We start from the raw sequence: 19,571 nt of genomic DNA on the forward strand, positions 1-19,571 counted from the left end.
CGGCCGGGTTGGTGGGCAGCTTAGGCCAGTGCTTCGCGTGCGCGGCGGGCGAGTGCGGCGGCTCCAGGCACTTTGCGGCGCTGGTACACAGCGAGGGTGGAGCGGAGTGAGGTGAGCGCTTTGCGGGTGCGGTCGGAGGTCATGCCGTCCATGGGCGTCAGGACCGTGGACCAGACGGCGACAGCCTCGTCGGCGCGCGCCTGGGCGGCGAGACTGTCGCCGAGATCGGCGTAGGTGAGAGCGTGGACGCGCTTGTACTTGTCGGGGTCCCAGCGCACCAAGGCGTCGCGGTGCTGTTGCTCGGTGCCGATGTGGTCGGCGAGGTCGGTCAGCGTGCGTGCGGTGTGGCTGGCGACGGTGCCGGCGGCGGAGCCGCTGACGCGGGAGCAGCTGGGCTGGGACCGTCGTCACGTAGGAGGGCATCCTCGGCGGCGAGCAGGGCACGGGCGGCTGCCGGCTTCTCGCCGACGGAGGCGTAGGCGCGGGCGTGGGTGATGTGCAGGAGGGCCTCGGTTTAGCCGTCGACGTGGCCGAGGCCGCGGGTGAGGGCGCCTTCGACGAGGTCGACGCAGTGGTGGGGTTGCTTGAGGCTGAGGGCCTGGTGGGCGAGGGCTCGCATCATCCAGGCGGCGTGGCCGTGGTGATCCCGCGGGCATCAGCGGCGAGCACCTGCAGGCGGTCACCGAGCAGGTGCTCTTCCTTCTCCACCCCCGGTCCGGGTGACCCGCCAGCCGTCAGTCAGCGGGTAGACAGCTGGTACTCATCGGTCCCGAAGGCGTCTGCCGCGCACCGGGCCGGCGTACGGCATCGGCGCGCGGCCGCACAGGCGCCCAGCTCTCGACGGCGCCGTGGTGGCGGTCCAGCTGTCGGCGGGCGCGCTCGCGGTTCGGGTAGGAGCGGTGGGCCATGATCCCCAGCTTGGCAGAGGGCTACGGCTCGGCGGGCCAGATCGTCAACACGGTGCCGGTCGCCTCGTCGGTGAGGTGATGCGTGCACGCGGCAGGTTCCCGCGCTCGCCGACCCAGGCGGAGAACTGGCGACGCGCGGTCGTCTCGCTCCCCCACTGGCCATGCAACATCGTCGTACCGGCGGCGGTCAGGGCGAGGTGGTAGCGGCCGGGGTTCCCAGCACCCACCCGGCGAGCATGCAGTCGCGGCAGGAGTCTGCCAGCGCAAGCCCAAGCCGGGAACGGTCCGGCGGCAGGTAGCGACGGCTGGCGCCCCGCAGGCTGAGCACGGGTAGCGGCCTGGCGGGCGTATGCGATCGCGGTCCCCGGAGTACCGCAGCGGTCCATCGGGGGCTGGGTCCAAAGTGGCTGGGTCGATGCCGAGGACCGTAAGGATCTGCAGGTCATCCCGCATGTCCGCCTCCTCGCCGGCCGCTGTCCTGTGCCAGTGAACCTTGACTGCTTGCCAGCGAAGATCGGGCGGTGGGGACCAAGCGCCCTCCGGCGAGCCGAGGATGCAGTCAGCGTGACGGCCGCTCTACCTGACCGGACCTTCATCTTCTCCTGGCTGTTCGTCAGGCATGTCCAGGATGGCCTCTCGGGTGTAGTGAGGGCTCCGTGGGGGTGGGGCCGCCGCAGGGGCCATGAGTTCGGCGAGGAGCCTGCTCAGGTCATCCGTGGACAGCGCCAGTCCCAGAGTCTGCACGATGCGCAGAGCACAGTCCCGGATGGATTGAGCGTCCTTCTCGGGCACCGCCGTACTCCTGATCTCGTCACACACTCGGCTGAATTGCTCAGCGCTGATCGTTGGCCGACTTATCGGTTGCGCCATGGTGCGCTCCTCCTGGAAGAGCGGGCCGTTCCACCCGCTCTTCTAGAAAGCGCTGAGCACACCGCAACGGCAACTGGAGGGAGCCAGCGCACAGGCGCCTGACCATAGCCGCTCAGACTTCGTTGGCACGCGCTCAACGTGCGCTGTAACAGGACAGCCGCCCCCTTGTGGTGGTGGGCAGCCCATCCCCTGGAATCGAACCTGTGTTCGATCCCGCTTCGTCCCGCCTCAGCCTCCTCCGCTTCCTTGAACACGTACAGGAGCGCGACCTCGCGCGCACCCGCCGCTGGATCGCCGACGAGGAGCGTAAGGAAAAGGAGCATCGTCAGGGCGAGGCGGCGCGGCCGGCGCCACCCGACTGGCTCCTCGAATGCGGGCTCAACCGAGACGCGATGCCCAACGCCGTGCACGTCGACGGCTGTCTCATGGCGGGGAAACGATCGAAGGGCATGGGCAGCGACACCGTCAGGCAGGCGCTGGCGGCCGGGGTGAAGGCCTGTACGCGCTGCCGGCCGGACACCGGGCTGGGTATCCTCGACTAGGCACCTCTCGGCCGGCGCCCCGTCGTCTTCTTCGCCGTAGTCTTCTTGGTCGGCTGCTCTTTCGCGGCCGCCTTCTTCGGCTTCGGCATCTCGTGCACGCCGGCATCACCGGTCGGTTCGCCACGGGCGACCTTCGCTTGCTCGATGCTCGCGTTCAGCGCAGTGCTACTACCGCTTCGCCTCAATCACCTGCTCCAACGCCTCGGTGTAGTGGTCGACAAAGCCGGGGCCTTCCAGGGCGTCGACGGTCATAGTGTCCATGAGCGCCAGCGCGCCCTCGATCTCTTCCGTACCCGCCCGGTCGAGCGCACCCGCGCCTACCTGGAGCGACGCACCGCCGAGGGGCAAGGAGAGCGCGAGATAATGCGCTGCCTGAAACGCTACCCAGCCCGCGAGGTCTACGCGCTGATTCGCGCCGACATGATCACATGCCACCAGCGGCCTGACGGTCCATCAACCCTCATGACCGAGGCTTGACAAACATAGGGGCATCAAACACCACCATCACGGCCTGCACTTCCTCGCCCTGACCAACGAGAGAGGCCACCTGATCTGGATATCCGCAGCCCGGCCCGGCCGCACCCACGACATCACTGCCGCCCGCCACGACCATACCCTGGCGCACCTGCGCGCCGTCGGCCTCGGAGCCCTCGCAGACTTCGGCTTCCGTGGCCTGGACAACCACGTACGCGCCGCCGTGATCGTCACCGGCTTCACCGCCACCCGCACCCACAAGCTCACCCCTGGCCAGAAGATCGCCAACCGAATCCTCGCCACCGGACACACGCCGGTCGAACACGGCTTCGCCCACCTCAAGAACTGGCGGACTCTCACCAAACTCCGCACCGACCCCGCCCGCGCCACCCACCTCCTGCGCGCCCTGCTCGTCCTGACGAACCTCGAAGTCAACCGAAGAGCTTGTGATTCAGCGCCTGCTTCGAGGATCGGCCAGCTGGGCAGGGAGACGCACCGGCGCATCGTCACTCACAGAGGCCACCCCGAGGTCAAGACGCATCACGGTCCTCAGGGCCCGCAGCAGGTCCCAGACCTCCGCCTGAGCCCGGAACGCAGCGGCCATCGTCTCCCCAGGCTCAGGCTCTTCTCGCTCAAGACGTTTGGCCTGGCCGTATACCCTGTTCAGGGCTTTGTTGACCTCACTCGCAGATACGAGCACGTCGTCAGGGACGATCATCTGCGCTTGGGAGTACGTGTCGCGATGGGCTCTTTTTGCCTCATCGAGTTCTGCCCGGTCGGGCTCCTCAACCCTACGTTGCTGCATGACGTGCAGAAACTGGCTGAGCGCCGTTGTGAACTGACGTGCATCCCGATTGAGCTCCACATAGCAGGTGCGTCGGAGAAGTAGGTTCTCGCGGACCTCTTCATGATCCCGAACCAGCTCTATCTCCCGACGTTTTGCCCGTTCAGAGGCACGTTGAGTAAGGAACGATCCCCCCAGTGTTCCGGCCACACCTGCCACCGCGATGATCACAGAGCCGAGATCCACAGCACCCCTCGAAGCCGCTTACAGTCCACTGATCAAGTTCCAGTCGTGTTCGACACCGGACATTAAGCGACAAGCTGACGGACTATCTACTCCGCAGACTGCCGTCTACGACCAGCGTGAGCACCCAGGAAGACCGTCACACCAGCCCTTTGACCTGCGACTTCAAGTTGGCGGAGGCTCAAGGTACTCCCCCACCGGGTCGTGCGCAGCGCATGTCGTTCACTTCCCCATCCAGTGCGCACGATGTCGTGCGCTCCCCGCCCGCTTCATCGCCAACCTTGACCACCTCACCCCCGAACAGCGCTGCCGCTTCTGCCGGATCGTGGATGTATTCACCCGCGGATCTCCGCAGGCCTCAAGGTGTCCACGGTGCCCCCGCCGTGACGCGGGGTACGTGCGCTACCCGGTGAGGTTGGCCAGGTAGGAGGTGCCGGTGTTGCACCCTGTGCCGCCCGCAGACTCTCCTGCTCGGGCGCCATGACCAGGACCGTGTCGAGCTCCGTGAATGGACCGACCGGAATCCAGGGGAGCGCACCTCATCCCCGGGCTGCGTCCACACCGCGCATGCCGGGTCCCGGATGGTGAACCGTCCGGGACCCTCACGCGGCCGCTGCTCATCGTGCCGCGAGTCTCCGGGTTGCACCCCGGGAGGCTCATCGTGTGGCGGTCTCACCCATCTGCTCGGGAACCCACGGCACGGCGCGAGCGGTGCCGCAACGCTTGCGGGGCCGCGTTTCGAGTCGGGTGGGTCGGTCAACGCCGGTGCCGAAGCCCTCACCGATGTGGTGGTCAGCCGCAGCCACAGCACCAGCAACGCTCGCCGAAACTTCGAGAAGTCGACGCAGTGGCCTGAGCGGTCTTCCCCCTCGGTGACGCGCTGGCCACCTTCAACCCGGCCTACGGGCAGGGCATGTCCGTAGCGGCCCTCGCGCACAGGTCCTGGCCCAAGAGCTGCAGCGGACCGGCCTCGCCAGCCCCGGCTTCTCTCGACGGGTCCTTCGCGGCGCGGCCCGCCACGTCGACAGGGCGTGGGCCACCGCCGTTGGCATGGACGTCCTGTACCCAGATGTACGGGGTGCAGAGCCGAAGCCTGCCGACCGACTCGCAGCCTGGTATGCACGCCGGCTGGCCAAAGCCGCAACCGGCTCCATCGACGCTGCAGCAGCACTCTGGGATGTCACCAGTCTGAACGCACCCCCAACTGCCCTCATGCGGCCGAAGGCCCTGCTGGCCGCAGTCACCGGCCCTCTCCTCCCCCGCCGGTCCGAGCGTCGCCGAGCTCGAGCGTGCGCTGCTCGCTCCAGCCGGCGTAGCGGTACTCGCCGTCGACGACGTGCACGAGGGTGAAGCGGTGCTCCCCGGACTGAAGGACGAGCCCGTCAGCGCGCTCGGGAAGCCGGACGGTGGTGATGGGGTCCTGCAGCGAAGTGTCGTGGCCGAAGTCCATGAACCCGGATGGCAGGGCCAGAACGGGCGGCAGCGCGGCGGGCGGCCGCCGCGCGTGGGCAGGCTGCCGGTTGAACAGCACGTCGGCGTCGGTGAGCTCCTCCTGCCACGGTTCGGGGAAGAGCGCGGTAAGCTCGCGGGTGAACAGCGCGTCGATGACCGCGTGGACGCGCCGTACGGGCCCGCTGTTGCGTACCAGGTGCTCGCGGGAGAAGTCGCCGTACCAGAACTCGCCGGGCTGCCACCGGTGTTCGGCGCCGTCCAGGACGAGGACCGCGCCGTGATGGGTGACGATCGCGATGTGCAGGCGCACCATGCCCCGCCGCACGTCGCACTTGGGGTCGCAGTGCGGCTGGGAGGCGGCGCTCGGGCCGAGGGCGAGCAGCCGTACGGCGTTCAGCGGGGCCGGGATGGTGTCGAGGATCCCCCGCAGGTAGGGCAATTGTTGAAGCCAGGGGGTAGCGGCGAAGTCGTCGGGGCCGGGGCCGCCGAGGTCGGTGCAGTCTGGGTTGCCGTCGGGGCTGCGCAGCGGCGGGACGCGCCAGAGGCGGTATTCCAACGCTGCGCTATTCCTGCCTGCGTAGGCACCAGCCAGGGCGCGCCCGCGTACGCAAGGCGTCAGAACAGGAGCGCAAAGAGCCTTTTCATCCACGAAAGAGTGATACTGCTGGATTGTGGCGGGGCTTGGATGCTCACACCGAGACGATAACCGTGTTCGGTGCGACCGGCCGCGACACCAAGGAGTCGTCGAAGCATGTCCAAGCCTGTTGTCAGCATCTGGGGCCCCCTTCCGGGGGCTCAGCCCGCAGCCGCGGAATCGGACCCCTGGGACACCGAGTGGGAGCTCCGCAACGGCACCGCCTGGGTCTTCTACAGCTCATCCGACCAGACGGCCGTCAAGCGGCCAGTGATCCTCGCCGACGGCTTCGCCATGGGAGGGAGCAACGGCCACGTGCTGTACGACGGCCTGGAGAACGGGGACTACCCGTTCATCTCCACGCTGTGTGAGAACGGCTTCGACGTTGTCCTCCTGGGCTTCAACGACCGGTGCGCGTCCATCCTCGACAACGCCGACGTCGCGATCGAGTGCATCCGCAGGACGGTCGCCGACCGCGAAGGCGACGCCATGCTGACGGTGGGCGGCTTCAGCATGGGAGGAATGGTCACCCGCTACGCCCTGGCCAAGATGGAAAGGCAGAGGGAGGACCACCAGACCTCCACCTACCTCTCCTACGACACCCCGCACCGCGGCGCGTGGCTGCCCCTCGGAGTCCAGGCGTTCGCCCACTTCGTGAAGGACCACTGGGGCAACACCAACCCGTTCCTCAGCCTCTACTCCGACCTGGTCAACAGCCCGGCCGCACGCCAGATGCTGCGCTGGCACGTCGAAACCGGCACCGAGGTCACCCTCGACGTCGCCGCCGGCCAGGACCAGGAACGGACCGACTTCCTGGAAGCACTCCAGCGGATGGGCGACTGGCCCCAGCGCCCCCGCCTGCTCGGTGTCGCCAACGGAACGGGCACCGGCGCCGGGAACAACATCCCCGCCGACGACACCGCGATGGCCGCCCTCGGACCGAAGGCGAGCGCCCAGCTCCGCACCCAGGGCCAGGGACGGCAGACCGTCGCCCAGATGGCGGAGGCGCGCCAGGCCCCGGTCTCGATCAACACCACCGGCTTCCCCGAACTCGACAGCGCTCCCGGCGGCCTCTTTCCCAAGGCACCTCTCCTGGAAGACGCCGCCAACTTCGGCATGGCTGCCGTGCTGGCCGCGATGGTCAACGAACAGCCGGGGGAACTCACCCACAACACCTCCACCTTCGTCCCCACCATCAGCGCCGTGGCGTCGGCCGACATCGACGACCACACCGCCCTCTACACCAAAGTCGACCGTGAGAGGAGCGAACTCCACGACTTCCTTTGCGCCACCACCAATGAAGGCCACACCGTCATGACCCCGGAGCTGGGCCAGTGGATCCTGGCCCAGCTCCAGGAAACGTAACCACCGGCCAAGGACGCCTTCGGCGGGTACGGTTTCCGCGAATGGCTGCAACGCCGAACGCACCTGGCCGAGGACGTCCCCGACGACCCCGAGGACACCGAAGCAGGCAAAGACCTCCCGGCCGAGGTCATGCGGCAAATCTGCGAGCACCTGCCCTGTCTCGCCGGCACGAAGCGGAACGGCAACGAGAACCGGGTGGCCACGGAATTGCTGATCGACACCGGCCGGCGGCCAATGGAGATCTGCCAACTGCGGTGGGACTGCCTCAAGCAGGACGCCACAGGCCAGAATGTCCTGCTCTACGACAACTACAAGGCCGGCCGCAAAGGACGCCGACTGCCGATCTCCCAGGCCACCGCAGGAATGATCACCAGGCAGCAGCAACTGATCCGCGCCAACTTCCCCCTGACCCCCACCGCTGAGCTGATGCTCCTGCCGACACGGGTAGGCAACCCCCACGGCCGCAAGCCACTGGCGTCCGGCTGGCTGTCCAGCCGCCACCGCGAATGGATCCGGTCACTGCCCGAGTTTCTGGTCCCCACCCACGTCGAAATCAGCGGGCAGCAGGTCACCAAAATGCTGCCCTTCGACAAATCCAAGATCTTCCTCTACGCCTACCGGCACACCTACTGCCAGCAGCACGCTGACGAGGGCATCCAGCCCGGCGTCCTCCAAAGCTTGATGGACCATCGCCAACTCGCCACTACTCAGCGTTACTACCGGGTGAGTGAGCAGCGGAAACGCGAGGCCGTCGACTGCGTCTCGGCGATGCAGTTCGACCGGCAGGGCAACCGCATCTGGCGGCAGGCCAAGGAACTGCTGGACGACGAGTACGCCCGCCGCGCCGTCGGTGAAGTTCAAGCACCCTACGGCGTCTGCGTCGAGCCGTCCAACGTCGCGGCCGGCGGTCACGCCTGCCCCGTCCGATTCCGCTGCGTCGGATGCGACCACTTCCGCACCGACGCCTCCTACCTCCGGCGACCTGGAGGCATACCTCGCTGACCTGCTGCGAAACCGAGAACGCCTGGCCGCGTTCACCTCCGCCGATGACTGGGCAACAGCCGAGGCCACACCCTCTGACGAGGAGATCGCCCGAGTCCGTCGTCTTGTCCCGCGCGTCCGGGAGGACCTCGACGCCCTCACCGACGAGGACCGCACGCAGATCAAGGAAGCCACCACCGTCCTCCGCCGAAGCCGACGGCAGATCGTCGCGCTCGGGATGCCCCGCGTCGGACCGCCCATGCCCGACTTTCACCCCGGCAGAACAGCATGACCAACATGATTGACGGGCGGCGGGCCGACTCGGCCCGCCTCCGCGAGCGCGTTCTCAAGGCCCTCGACACGATGCTGCGAAGCGACGCCGACATCACCGTTTCGGCTCTCGCCCGCACGGCGCGAGTGGTCCTCTACCGGCACCGCGACCTGCTCCAGCGTGTCCACGCGGCCGCAGCCGCCCCCCTCAGGAAGGGCGAATCGCAGCTGTCAGCCGGGCCTCCCTGCAGGCCGACCTGGCCAACGCGCGGGAACGGAACAAACGCCTTGCCGCGCGGATCCGGCAGTTGGAAAAGTGCCTCTCCCAGGCCCTCGGCGAAACCCCCTGGGCCGAGTCCGGCCTGGGCGCGCCAGCCGACATCGACCAGCTTCAGCAACGCATCACGATGCTGGAACAGAACCTCGCCGACTTCCAAGGCCAGCTCGATGAACGGACCGACGAACTGGAGGCGGCCCGCACGGCCAACCGCGAGCTGACCCGGGCCCTGAACCAGAAGGGAGCCGCGGACGGGTAGCTCGGCTCGATGGGCGGCAGCAGATTGCACAGCCAACCGACGGAATCGGCGGACAGGGCGAGCAACTCCGGCTCAAGGATGTCTTGCTCGCGGGGCCGTGGCGCGTCCGGGATGCGGTCAGGACCATGCCATCTCGTTTTTGAGTTGAGGCCCTCTTGATCGGAACGGTGTGTGAGCACGGCTGTGATGGCGTCATTCACGGAGAGGTGGCGTCGGACGGCAGGTAAAGCGAGCGTTCACTCGGAGTGAGGGATCTACGAACTGCCTGTTGAATCTTTCTTATCGCGGAGAGGGGGCCGGGAAGCGAGACATCCCAAAGTCGGATCTTGCCATCGTGGCTGCCGCTGGCCAGGGTGCGGCCGTCCGGACTGAACGCCACCGGCGCCGTGCGGCCGGTCAGGGTCGCGCGCAGCCCGCCTGTCGCCACATCCCACAACCGGACCTTCCCGTCATTGCCACCACTAGCCAGAGTGCGGCCGTCCGGGCTGAACACCACCGACTCCACCGGGTCGGTGTGGCCGGTCAGGGTCGCGCGCAGCCCGCCTGTCGCCACATCCCACAACCGGACCTTCCCGTCATTGCCGCCACTAGCCAGGATGTTGCCGTCTGGACTGAACACCATGGGATCTATCAGGTCGTTGGCTTTGGTGACCTTTCTGGTGGCGCGTAGATGGCCTGTCGCCACGTCCCACGACCGGATCGTCCCGTCGTCGCTGCCGCTGGCCAGGGTGCGGCCGTCCGGGCTGAAGGCCACCGACCACACGTCGCTGGTGTGGCCGGTCAGGGTCGCGCGCAGCCCGCCTGTCGCCACATCCCACAACCGGACCTTCCCGTCATTGCCGCCACTAGCCAAGTTTCGACCGTCCGGACTGAACACCACGGTCCGCACCACGTCGGTGTGTGCGTCCAAGGAAGCTCGGAGACGCCCTGAGGCTATCTCCCATAGCTGGATCTTCCGTTCTTCCCGGCCGACAGCCAGGATGCGGCTGTCCGGACTGAACGCCAGTGACTCGACGTTGTTGGTGGTATTCAGAGTGGCGCGCCGGTGCCCCGTCGATGCGTCCCACAGTTGCACCTGGCCCTGAGATTCACCGCTGGCCAGGGGGCGACCGTCCGGATCGACACCACCGCTGGCCAGGATGTGGCCGTCCGGACTGAACGCCGTGGTTCCGTCAATGTAGGTACCGTTCAATGTGGCGCGCGGACTGCCCGCATCCCACAGGCGCACCGTGTTGTCACGGCCGCCCGTAGCCAGGGTGCGACCGTCCGGACTGAATGCCACCGCCCATACATCGCCGATATGCGCGTTAAGGGTGGTCCGCAGCCCTCCCGTTGTGACATCCCACAACTGCCCATTTCCATCGAGCCCGCCACTGGCCAGGGTTTGACCGTCCGGGCTGAACGCCACCGACGTCACCACGCCTTCGATCTGGCCGCCCATGACGGTGCGCATTCTTCCTGTCCTGACGTCCCACAACCGGATTTTCCCGTCTCCACTACCGGTCGCCACGGTGCGACCGTCCGGTGCAAACACCACTGAATCGCCAGCCTGCATGGGGCCGGTCAGCGTGGTGCGAGGCCGACCCGTCGCCGGATCCCACAATCGGACCTCCTTGTCATCCCCGCCGCTGGCCAGGGTCCGGCCGTCCGGGCTGAACGCCACCGACCACACGGTGCTGGTGTGGCTGGTCAAGACACTGCGCGGCCTGCCCGTTACGACATCCCACAGCCGGACCTTCCCGTCGTCCTCGCCGCTGGCCAGGGTCCGGCCGTCCGGGCTGAACGCCACCGACCTCACGATGTCAGTGGCATTCCACGTGGCGAGCAGATGGCCCGTGCCTGCATCCCACAGGCGCACCGTCTTGTCCTCGCCTGCACTGGCCAGGGTGCGGCCGTCCGGACTGAACGCCACAGAATCCGCGGCCTCGGTATGCCCCCTCAGAATAGTGCGTAGCCGCCCGGTCGCCGTGTCCCATAGCCGTACTGTCGTGTCGTTACTTCCGCTGGCCAAGGTGCGGCCGTCCGGACTGAACGCCACAGACTTCACGGCCTCGGTATGCCCAGTCAGACGGCACTGGAGCGGGCGAGCCGCTGCCACGAGGAGGCTGACAGTAGCCTCCTTTGTCCGACTAGTTCGGTACGCCTGGACTGCCAAGAGTGAGGCCAAGTCGGGGTCAGTCTCCAAGAGACCGGCCGACTGCGCCGCGAGCTGGCGGGAGAGCGCCATCCGCTGTGCCGTGAGCGCCTGCTCTCGCTGCTGCTCACTGGTCCGATACTGCTGCCACGCAATCAGTCCAGCGGTAAGCGCGAGCACAAGAAGGATGGACAAGGTCACGGTGAACTGACGCAGCCGCCGTGTAGTGCGGCCCGCTGCTTCCTCCTCTCGTTGGCGTGCCGTAACGCTGCACGTGAGGAAGTCGCGTTCCAGAAAGGTGAGTTCGCTCTCGGCGCTAGTGCGCATGAAGGTCTCTTCGGCTGCAGCGAGCCGGGTGCCGCGATACATAGCACCCGGGTCGCGCTCAAGATCGTTCCACGTCCGTGCGGCTTCGGTGAGCTGACGATGAAGACGCAGGCGGTCACGTGCTTCGTTGATCCATGACTGCAGCCGGGGCCACGCCGTGATCAGGGCTTCGTGAGCCAGGTCAACGGTGCCGTGCTCAAGGGTGAGCAGGCGGGCACGGGCGAGGTGTTCGAGGACCTCGGCCGTGTCTTGAAGGTCAGCGAAGTCGAGTTCCGTGCGTAGCGTGGGCCGTCGGGTGTCGGGGGTCCCCTCGCCCGGGGTGACCAGGCGCAGCATGATCCGGCGGGCGAGGTTGGTCTGGGCCGGGGTGAGGCGGGCGTAGGTGTCTTCTGCTGTGCGGGCGATTGCGCCGCGCAGGCCGCCCGCCGCCTCGTAGACTTCGAGCGTCAGGGCACGGCCGTTGCGCCGGCGCCACGTCTCCAGCAGTGCGTGCGACATCAGCGGCAGCGCGCCGGGTTCGTCTTCGACCTCGGCCAGGATGCTGGCTGTCAGGGAGCGCTCGACGATCAGGCTGGCGGTCTGGGCCGGTTTGACGATCGCCTCACGTAGTTCGTCCTGGCCCATCGGCCCGGCCAGCAGCATCGCGTCCTGCAAGGCGGCAGTGAGCCCCGGATGTTCAGCGCAGCGGCCGAGAAAGTCGGCGCGGACCGCAATGACCACCTGCAGCCGGGCATCCGGGCTGGTGGCGCCCAGGAGCCGATCGATGAACTCGTTGCGTTCGGCGGCGTCGGTACAGAGGGTGTAGAGCTCTTCGAACTGGTCCACGATCAGCCATGTGTCCCCGCCGCTGTCCTTCGGGATCAGCCGCTGTCCATGGGTGCGCAGGGGGTGCTCGCCAGGAGTGAGGACGCGCAGCGCGGCCGGCTGTGAGCCGGTCGGCTCAGGGGTGCGGAGGCGGGGAATGAGGCCGGCACGCAGTAGAGAGGACTTGCCACTGCCCGAGGGGCCAAACACCGCGGTGAACCGACGGGAACGGGTCAGATCGACCAGGCGGTCGGTGAGCTCGTCGCGGCCGAAGAACAGATCGGCGTCGCCCGGCTCGAAGCGGGCCAGGCCCCGGTACGGAGGCTCGACGTCCTCATCCTCGGCCCGGGGTTCCGCCGCTACTTCAGCGGCCGCCTGCCGCCAACGCTTCTCCCACTCCTCCGGATCACCGCCGCACGCCCTCACATAGGCCAGCACGACGGGCAGGGTCGGCAACCGCTCACCACCAGCGGCCTGCGACAGCGTGCTCGCCCCCTGCCCCCCGCGCTGCGCCATCGCCCGATACGTCGGGCCCCCTGCCTCAGCACGGAGCTTGCGTAACTCGGCCGCGAACCGCGCCACCGGCCCGATGCTGGGATCGAGTGGGCTCTCCGGACGTCCCGCCATCGACAGCTCACCCCTCTAGCCGCCCGTCTCCCCCGTGGACACGGCGCGAGGCCGGACAAGGTACGCAACCTCACGGGAGAAGCGCAATCCGAAGGCGTCTCCTTTGGCCATCGCCGCAACGCCATGCCCATGACCTGCACCGAGTCCATTGTTCAGGGCGGCGGAACCGGCTGCCCATTCAATCCCCGACCCGCTGAACTCGATGGCAAGCACCGGTTCGGATCCGCTCCACGAGCCGACATTGAGCCGGTGCCTACGCATCAATGCGTCTACAACGAGAGGAATCACGTGAACATGCGCAACCGCGTAGCACTGGCGATGACCACCGGTGCCACCGCAGTCGGCTTGGCCCTGGCCGCGCCGGCCGCCCAGGCGGACATCGCTGCCAGCGCCCATCCGGTGACCGCCCACGCCGCACCTGCTCCGTTCCAGGCAAAGGCGGGGCGTCAGACCGCAACTGCCCCAAGTGCGGAGGCGACAGTCAGCACTCAGTCACTTCTCTGGGAGGCCAACGTCTCCGCCAGCTACCTCAACAACCACGGGAAGAAGTGGGTTTCGGGGACATTCACGCCCGCGGACGGCGGGATCACCGCCGTCTGGAAGTGCTGGAACAACCACGATGGCGGCACGGCCAGGGTCCGGATCTACAACGTCGAGAAGCGCAAGTTCATCGAAAACAGCAGCCGCTACCTGCAGTGCAACAACAAACTCAAGACCATCACAGGTGACGCCTATAGGAAGGGCGAGGGACTTCGATTCGTCCTCCAGGTACGGGGCAAAGCACACACCACTCTCGTCGGGGCGGACCAGTAAACAACTCGGGGCTCGGCCGCCGTGCGCGAGCGAGAGGCCATGAACGCAGTGCACCTTCCCAGCCCGGAGTGCAGGGGGCAGTGAATCGACTGCCGGCACAAGTTCTTCCTAAACACCAAGCTCACCGTTGACTGCCGCGCACACAGCGGCCGCTGCGGTGGCGGAGTCCACTCCATGGACCTGGGACTGAACGGAACCGTCGAAACCCCTGCCCTGAGCAACACAATCTGGGTCCGCGTCGACGCCTATCGCAACGGAAAGGGCGTCCTGCGCGGCGAAAACAGCCAACAGTGACAACACATGCCAGGGTCCGGGCCTCGCGAGGGGTAGGCCCGGACCCTGGCCACGCCTGATGGCACCACTCACGCCATATCGAGAGGAACTCGACCCATGTATCCGCGTAAGCAGCCTGACCTGGCATCGGACTTCGAAGAGTACGTCCGCATACGGCATGCCGCTCTGCTGCGCAGCGCCCAGCGCCTGGTTGCCGACCCGCTCGACGCCCAAGACCTGCTCCAGACCGCGCTCGCACGAACGTACCTGCACTGGCACCGCATAGCGGACAAGCGACTCGCAGACGCCTACCTGCGCCGCGTAATGATCAACACCCGCACCGAATGGTGGCGGGCACGAAAGCTGCAGGAGCTCCCCACCGAGCAGCTGCCGGACACGAGCATCGAGGACCCCACCGAGCAGCCGTCCGACCGCCAGTTACTGATGGACCTCATGAAGACACTGACACCCCAGCAGCGCAGCGTCGTCGTACTACGGCACTGGGAGCAGTTGACCACGGAAGAGACGGCCGCTGCCCTCGACATGGCGGCTGGCACGGTCAAGAGCACGCTGCACCGGGCGCTCGCCCGGCTCCGCGACGAGCTACAGCGCAGCTACCTGTAAAAGCAGGTAGTGGCATGTGGGTTGCTCGGCTACAACAGTCAGTCATCCCGCGCTGCTCCTCATCGGACAGCTTCACTCGATCGGCGACAGCGCCACACCTCTTGCACCAATTACAGTGGGTGGTACCGGCGCTGAGCTGCACAGATCTCCGATGTCCTGCATTGCGCCACATCGTTTCGCCCAGAGAACCCATGTCCTCCAGGTGGTACTGGTGGAAGCGGATCGAGTGGTCCTCAGTCGCGTTCACCACGTTGATCGGCACCGTTATCTGGATCTGGTTCATGGGTGTGAGGGACGTGCGGTCAGGTCTCATCCGACCGTGTGGCCGATGAGTGTCTGATAGGTCGCTGGGGTGTGTGGCGCGTTAGTCCGTACGTGATCCATCGAGCTGAGAAAGCTGTGCCACCGAGCTCTTCAATGGTGGCCGTGGGTGGTCGTCGACGGGGGCTTCCGGCTTCATCGTGAGGCGACTGCGCTCCTCGACCAGGTGCGTGGTCTGGGCCGGTCGGTGAACACCGAGCGGAATGGGTCGAGTCGGGTGGCTCTGTATCTGACCTGGTGTGATGAGCGTGGAAGCTGCGGTGGTCGGAGCCGGGCTTCGAGAACTTGCTGAGGTTCCGGGACTGGCTGGTGAGCGTCCCCTGCCGCCGCGAGGCCGCACGAACCATTCGACGATCCGCTTCCGGCAGGACGGCAGCGCCAACGCGGTTCTGGGGTCTCGTCTGTGCCGAGGGTGTCCGCGAGCACGTCCAAGCGGCCATCCAACGGCAGGAACGGGCCCCGTCACCGCAGCTGCCCAAGGCCGCAGAGCAAGGCCCGCCAGCCTGCACGCCGACCTGGCCATGGCACGCGAGGAGATCAAGGAACTCCGCACAGAACGCGATCAGCTCCGGGCCGCTGTGCGACAGCAGCTCGGACATCAGCTCGGCCAGATCAGCAACCGGAAACTGACCGAGCGGATCACCGAACTGCGACCGCCGCACCCGCCTCAGCCCGCCAATTGGGCCGGGGACGTGATCAACGAGGCGCTGCCCAGGAGACCAGGCTCGCGAGATTCCCCGCGTGCCGCCGAGGGGCATGCCCGGTTCAGGCAACTCGCTCCCGCGCCAGGGGCAAGCCCACCTCATGATTCGTCGTTGTGACCGCGCTCCCTGCTCACTCGGTGCGCAGTACCCGGGCGATGGTCTGCCGTGCCGCCGCGCGTGCCGGGATCACCGCACCCAGTGCCGCGATCGCCACCCCGGCCAGTACCAGCAGTGTCATCGACCCGGGGTGCCAGACGTCCAGCATTCGTGCCGGGAAGGTGAGTTGGGCTGCGTGTTCGGTTATCGGGATCACCACGTGGTACGCCGCGACTCCGAGCGGCAGTCCCAGGATCCCGCCGAGCAGGCCGAGTCCAGCCATGGACGCCACCATCATCACCGTGATCTGGCGTGGCGTCATGCCGATCGACTTGAGCATCCCGAGGTCGCGCCGGCGCTCCCGTGCGCTGAGCACGACGGTGTTGAACACGCCCATCGCGGCGACCAGCGTCAGCATCAGGGTCAGCGCGGATGCGGAGCTGATGACTGTCACGGCGTCCGCGTTCAGCATGGTGTTCTTTGTCGGGTAGAGCCCCGGGTCGGCGGCTTGTACGGCCTTCGTGTAGGCGTTGAAGTCGGCGCCGCGGGTGAGCCGCACCCAGTACTGGTTGGCCTGCGCGTCCGGTGCCAAGGCTGTCACCGTCGACCAGTCCGCGCGCATCCAGTCCTGCGGGCCGGCCAGGATCTCCCCGACCAGGGTCACGCGCTCCTGCCGGCCGTCCGCCACGGTCAGGGTGAAGGAGTCACCGAGCCGCAGCCCCTGCTTGGCGAGGAATCTGCCGGAGGCCACCACCTCGCCGGGCCTGCGCATCCAACGGCCCCGCGCCAGGCCGTCCGGGAGAGTCGACCGTCCCCCGCGCACGCCCTCGATCGCCACTCCTTCGCTCCGGCCGAGGATCCGTACGTTGATGAAGCCCACTGCGGCCACGTCCGCGACATGCGGCAGACCGCGCAGGAGATTCTGTGTCGCGGCGTCGTCGTGGTGCGGGGCGGTCTGATCGAACCTGGTCTGTCCTCGCCAGACGGTCGACTGTGCCTTGCCGAAGTCCTGTTCCGCGTGGCCGTAGGAGACCATGGTGGCCGACAGACCGGTGGCGAAGGTCACCGTCGCCACGCCGAGCAGGACCGAGGCGACGGTGAGCAGCGCCCGTCCGGGCCGGGCGAAGGGCAGGCCCAGGCCGAGGGTCACCGAGCGCGGGAGCCGGACGCCGGTCAGCCACCGCTGTACGGCCGGCCCCCTTCCGCCGTGCGGTGCGCTGCCCGCACTGATGACGCGTGCCGCGGAGAGCCGGTGGGCGCGCAGGGCCGGGATCAGCGCGGCCAGCAGCACCGTCACGGGCATGCCGAGTGCGGCCGTCGCGTACGCCCAGGAGCCGATCGTCGGCTCCACGTTCGCGGTGCCGAGCTGTGCGCCCTGGAAGACCTGGTGCAGCAGCGGCCGTGCCACCACCCCGCCCAGCGCCGTGCCGACCGCCGCGCCCGCCGTGGCCGGGACGCAGACCATCACCAGGTAGACGGCGACGACCTGATTGGGCGTGAATCCCAGGGACTTGAGCACGCCGATGTGCCGGAAGCCGGAGACCACGGCACCGCTCACCACATTGCCCACGATCAGGACCGCCACCAGCAGGCCGAGGATCCCGAAGGCCATGAGGAACGGCACGAAGGTGTTGGGATTGGCTGCGACCTGCGCCTTCAAGGTCAGGTACGACTGGTGGGCGACCATCGATCCGGACGGCAGGCCGACCCTGACCGCCGCGGTGTCCTCGGCGACCTGACGGGGTGTCGCGGCGCGGTCGAACCGGTACAGCATCTGGTACGTCGTGGGGTGCAGGGCCGTGATCTGCCGCGGGGAGACCCATGCCTGCGCGGTCCCGCTCATGCTGGACGCGAGGCCCACCACGCTCAACGGCTGCTGCCCGGGCAGTCGGATCCGCTTGCCGAGCGGCGAGTGCGCCCCGCTGCCCATCCCGGGCGCATCCGGCAGTGACAGCACGATCTGGCCGGGCCCAGTGGCCCAGTGCCCTGCGAAGAGGTCCAGCCGGTCGACCGGGCCACCGGGGTCCGCGCGCCCCACGACCGTCAAGGGGCCCGGCGCCATCCCGGGCATCTCGGACGCCACGTTCTCCGGCATCTCGATCACGGCTTCCGGAAATGGTCCGGCCGAGGCCCGTACGCCGGGACGGTGCGCGGTCCGGGCCAGCTGCGCGCCGGAGACCTTCGTCGCGTCGAAGGTGGCGATGACGTGTGCGCCGTGCACCCGGCCGAAGAGTTGGTCGAAGGGTCCGGACACGACGTCCAGCAGCCCGAGCGCGACCACCAGAGCCATGCTGGAGACCAGCACCACCACCCCGATCACCGAGGTCTGCAGCCGGCGGCGGCGCACGGCCGCGATCGAGGCCCGCCACGCCGCGCTCATGCCGTCCGCTCCAGGGTTCGCTCGCCGGTGATCCGACCGTCCGCCATCGTCACCAGCCGGCTGGCGCACCGGGTGGCCAGCCGCTCGTCATGCGTCACCAACAACAGGGCCTGACCCAAACCGTTGAAGTCGATGAGCAGGTCCATCACCTGCTCCCCCGCGTGGCTGTCCAACGCGCCGGTCGGCTCGTCGGCCAGCAGCAGCGCGGGGCGGTTCATCAGCGCACGGGCCACCGCCACCCGCTGGCGCTCGCCGCCGCTCAGTACGGACGGGTAGACGTTCCTGCGGTCAGCGATGCCGAGTTCGTCCAGCAATTCCAGGGCCCGGCGCCGGGCCTGACGGGCCGGTGTCCCGGTGAGCTGGGCGGCCAGGGCGACGTTGTCGATCGCGGGCAGGTCGTCGATGAGGTTGAAGAACTGGAAGATCATGCCGATCCGGCGGCGCCGGAAGAGCGCCAGCCCGGTCTCGTTCATCGCGCCCAGGTCGTCGCCATGGACACGTACCTTGCCGGCGCTCGGCCGGTCCAGCCCGGCGATCATGTTGAGCAGGGTGGACTTGCCGCAGCCCGACGGCCCCATCACCGCCACCGCCTCCCCGGCACCGATCTCCAGCGACACCCCGTTCAGGGCAACGGTGTCCCCGTACTCCTTGCGTAACCCGCTCACCCGGACAACCGCCTGCTCCCGCATGGCGACCACCCCGGCCTCTGTGGCCGTGCCACTGCTCTCTTCGCTGATCATGACAAGGACGTTAGGCGGCGCCGCCCGACCCGGTCGTCAGCCCCCGGATGTAACCCAGGGCGGTGCTCATCCCGGGGATGTACGAGGATGGCCCCGCAGGTGGAACCCGGCGCACCTCTGGCCCGGACAGAGGTTGCCCCTGCGACCCCAAGGCGCCCACAGAGGAACCGGCGGCGCCGGTGAGACACAAGCCCTTCGACTGGTCGTGCACGAGCCATCCTGACCACCGCGCTTGGGATGGTCATCCAGCTCAGCCGCTGGCCCAGATCAAGATGGCCGCCAGGTGCAGGGCCGCCCGGTAGGCCAGAGCAAGTTTGTCGGTGCGCATCGCCAAACCACGCCCTTGCTTGAGGCGAATTGATGCACCGTTCGACGGTGTTGCGCTGCTTCTATGCCTCGGCATCGAAACCCGGCGGACGGCCTCCCGCACGGCCTCGCCGCAGGCGGTGTCCAACCTGCTCGGCGGGTTGCGGGATGACGGCACGGATGCCGCGTCGGCGGAGATGCCCGCGGATTGCGCGGGATGCATACGCACGATGCGCGAGGACTACCTCCGGTCGGGTTCGGGTGTACTGGGCGATGCAACCGGGCATGGCCTGCGTCCGTGAAATCTGCGATTCGGCCGGATGGTGCCAGTGTCCCGTTGAGGGCAAGGGATCGCAGCTTGTC

Annotated in this window: 12 protein-coding genes and 3 pseudogenes; 7 read left to right on the forward strand and 8 right to left on the reverse strand. The window is 67.8% G+C overall.

Annotated features, from left to right (window positions below):
• Positions 1-20 precede the first annotated feature (20 nt).
• Positions 21-655: pseudogene (locus ACWC5O_RS30930) on the reverse strand (tetratricopeptide repeat protein); the annotation flags it as partial.
• A gap of 1,326 nt (positions 656-1,981) precedes the next feature.
• Between ACWC5O_RS30930 and ACWC5O_RS30935 the strand changes: the two are divergent.
• Positions 1,982-2,320 carry a DUF6233 domain-containing protein gene (locus ACWC5O_RS30935; protein ID WP_450588028.1) on the forward strand — a complete coding sequence of 113 codons (339 nt, stop codon included), beginning with the start codon at positions 1,982-1,984 and terminating at the stop codon, positions 2,318-2,320.
• A 168-nt stretch (positions 2,321-2,488) separates the two neighbouring features.
• Here the strand turns inward: ACWC5O_RS30935 and ACWC5O_RS30940 are convergent, their stop codons facing one another.
• Entirely contained in the window at positions 2,489-2,755 is a 267-nt protein-coding gene (locus tag ACWC5O_RS30940) for a hypothetical protein (protein ID WP_450588029.1), read from the reverse strand.
• A gap of 115 nt (positions 2,756-2,870) precedes the next feature.
• Between ACWC5O_RS30940 and ACWC5O_RS30945 the strand changes: the two are divergent.
• A pseudogene (locus ACWC5O_RS30945) lies at positions 2,871-3,161 on the forward strand (transposase family protein); the annotation flags it as partial.
• 84 nt (positions 3,162-3,245) lie between these two features.
• Here ACWC5O_RS30945 and ACWC5O_RS30950 read toward each other — a convergent pair.
• Together ACWC5O_RS30950 and ACWC5O_RS30955 are read right to left on the reverse strand one after the other, a co-directional pair.
• Entirely contained in the window at positions 3,246-3,809 is a 564-nt protein-coding gene (locus tag ACWC5O_RS30950; RefSeq protein ID WP_450781115.1) for a hypothetical protein, read from the reverse strand.
• 1,252 nt (positions 3,810-5,061) lie between these two features.
• On the reverse strand, positions 5,062-5,829 hold the full coding sequence (locus ACWC5O_RS30955) for an aspartyl/asparaginyl beta-hydroxylase domain-containing protein (protein WP_450588031.1): 768 nt from the start codon (positions 5,827-5,829) through the stop codon (positions 5,062-5,064).
• A 195-nt stretch (positions 5,830-6,024) separates the two neighbouring features.
• On the opposite strand from ACWC5O_RS30955, the gene ACWC5O_RS30960 reads away from it, so the two are divergent.
• From ACWC5O_RS30960 to ACWC5O_RS30970, 3 genes are all read left to right on the forward strand, one after another.
• A complete protein-coding gene (locus ACWC5O_RS30960) occupies positions 6,025-7,272 on the forward strand; it encodes an esterase/lipase family protein (RefSeq protein WP_450588032.1) in 1,248 nt (415 codons plus the stop codon).
• A gap of 129 nt (positions 7,273-7,401) precedes the next feature.
• Positions 7,402-8,274, forward strand: coding sequence for a hypothetical protein (locus tag ACWC5O_RS30965; protein WP_450588034.1), 873 nt, complete (start codon positions 7,402-7,404; stop codon positions 8,272-8,274).
• A gap of 557 nt (positions 8,275-8,831) precedes the next feature.
• On the forward strand, positions 8,832-9,059 hold the full coding sequence (locus tag ACWC5O_RS30970; RefSeq protein ID WP_450588035.1) for a hypothetical protein: 228 nt from the start codon (positions 8,832-8,834) through the stop codon (positions 9,057-9,059).
• 196 nt (positions 9,060-9,255) lie between these two features.
• On the opposite strand, the gene ACWC5O_RS30975 is transcribed toward ACWC5O_RS30970, so the two are convergent.
• On the reverse strand, positions 9,256-12,951 hold the full coding sequence (locus ACWC5O_RS30975; protein WP_450781117.1) for an nSTAND1 domain-containing NTPase: 3,696 nt from the start codon (positions 12,949-12,951) through the stop codon (positions 9,256-9,258).
• A 129-nt stretch (positions 12,952-13,080) separates the two neighbouring features.
• On the opposite strand from ACWC5O_RS30975, the gene ACWC5O_RS30980 reads away from it, so the two are divergent.
• Complete coding sequence (locus tag ACWC5O_RS30980; RefSeq protein ID WP_450588041.1) at positions 13,081-13,764, forward strand: hypothetical protein; 684 nt, start codon at positions 13,081-13,083, stop codon at positions 13,762-13,764.
• Positions 13,765-14,154: 390 nt separating this feature from the next.
• Positions 14,155-14,661, forward strand: coding sequence for a SigE family RNA polymerase sigma factor (locus ACWC5O_RS30985; RefSeq protein ID WP_450588043.1), 507 nt, complete (start codon positions 14,155-14,157; stop codon positions 14,659-14,661).
• Positions 14,662-15,816: 1,155 nt separating this feature from the next.
• On the opposite strand, the gene ACWC5O_RS30990 is transcribed toward ACWC5O_RS30985, so the two are convergent.
• The 3 genes and pseudogenes from ACWC5O_RS30990 to ACWC5O_RS31000 all read right to left on the reverse strand — a co-directional run.
• Positions 15,817-18,162 carry an FtsX-like permease family protein gene (locus ACWC5O_RS30990; protein ID WP_450588045.1) on the reverse strand — a complete coding sequence of 782 codons (2,346 nt, stop codon included), beginning with the start codon at positions 18,160-18,162 and terminating at the stop codon, positions 15,817-15,819.
• A complete protein-coding gene (locus tag ACWC5O_RS30995) occupies positions 18,159-18,851 on the reverse strand; it encodes an ABC transporter ATP-binding protein (RefSeq protein WP_450588256.1) in 693 nt (230 codons plus the stop codon). Before ACWC5O_RS30995 ends, ACWC5O_RS30990 begins: the two co-directional genes overlap by 4 nt.
• 301 nt (positions 18,852-19,152) lie before the next feature.
• Positions 19,153-19,468, reverse strand: a pseudogene (locus ACWC5O_RS31000) (transposase); the annotation flags it as partial.
• Positions 19,469-19,571: the final 103 nt, after the last annotated feature.

It is taken from the genome of Streptomyces sp. NPDC001450 (assembly GCF_053597295.1).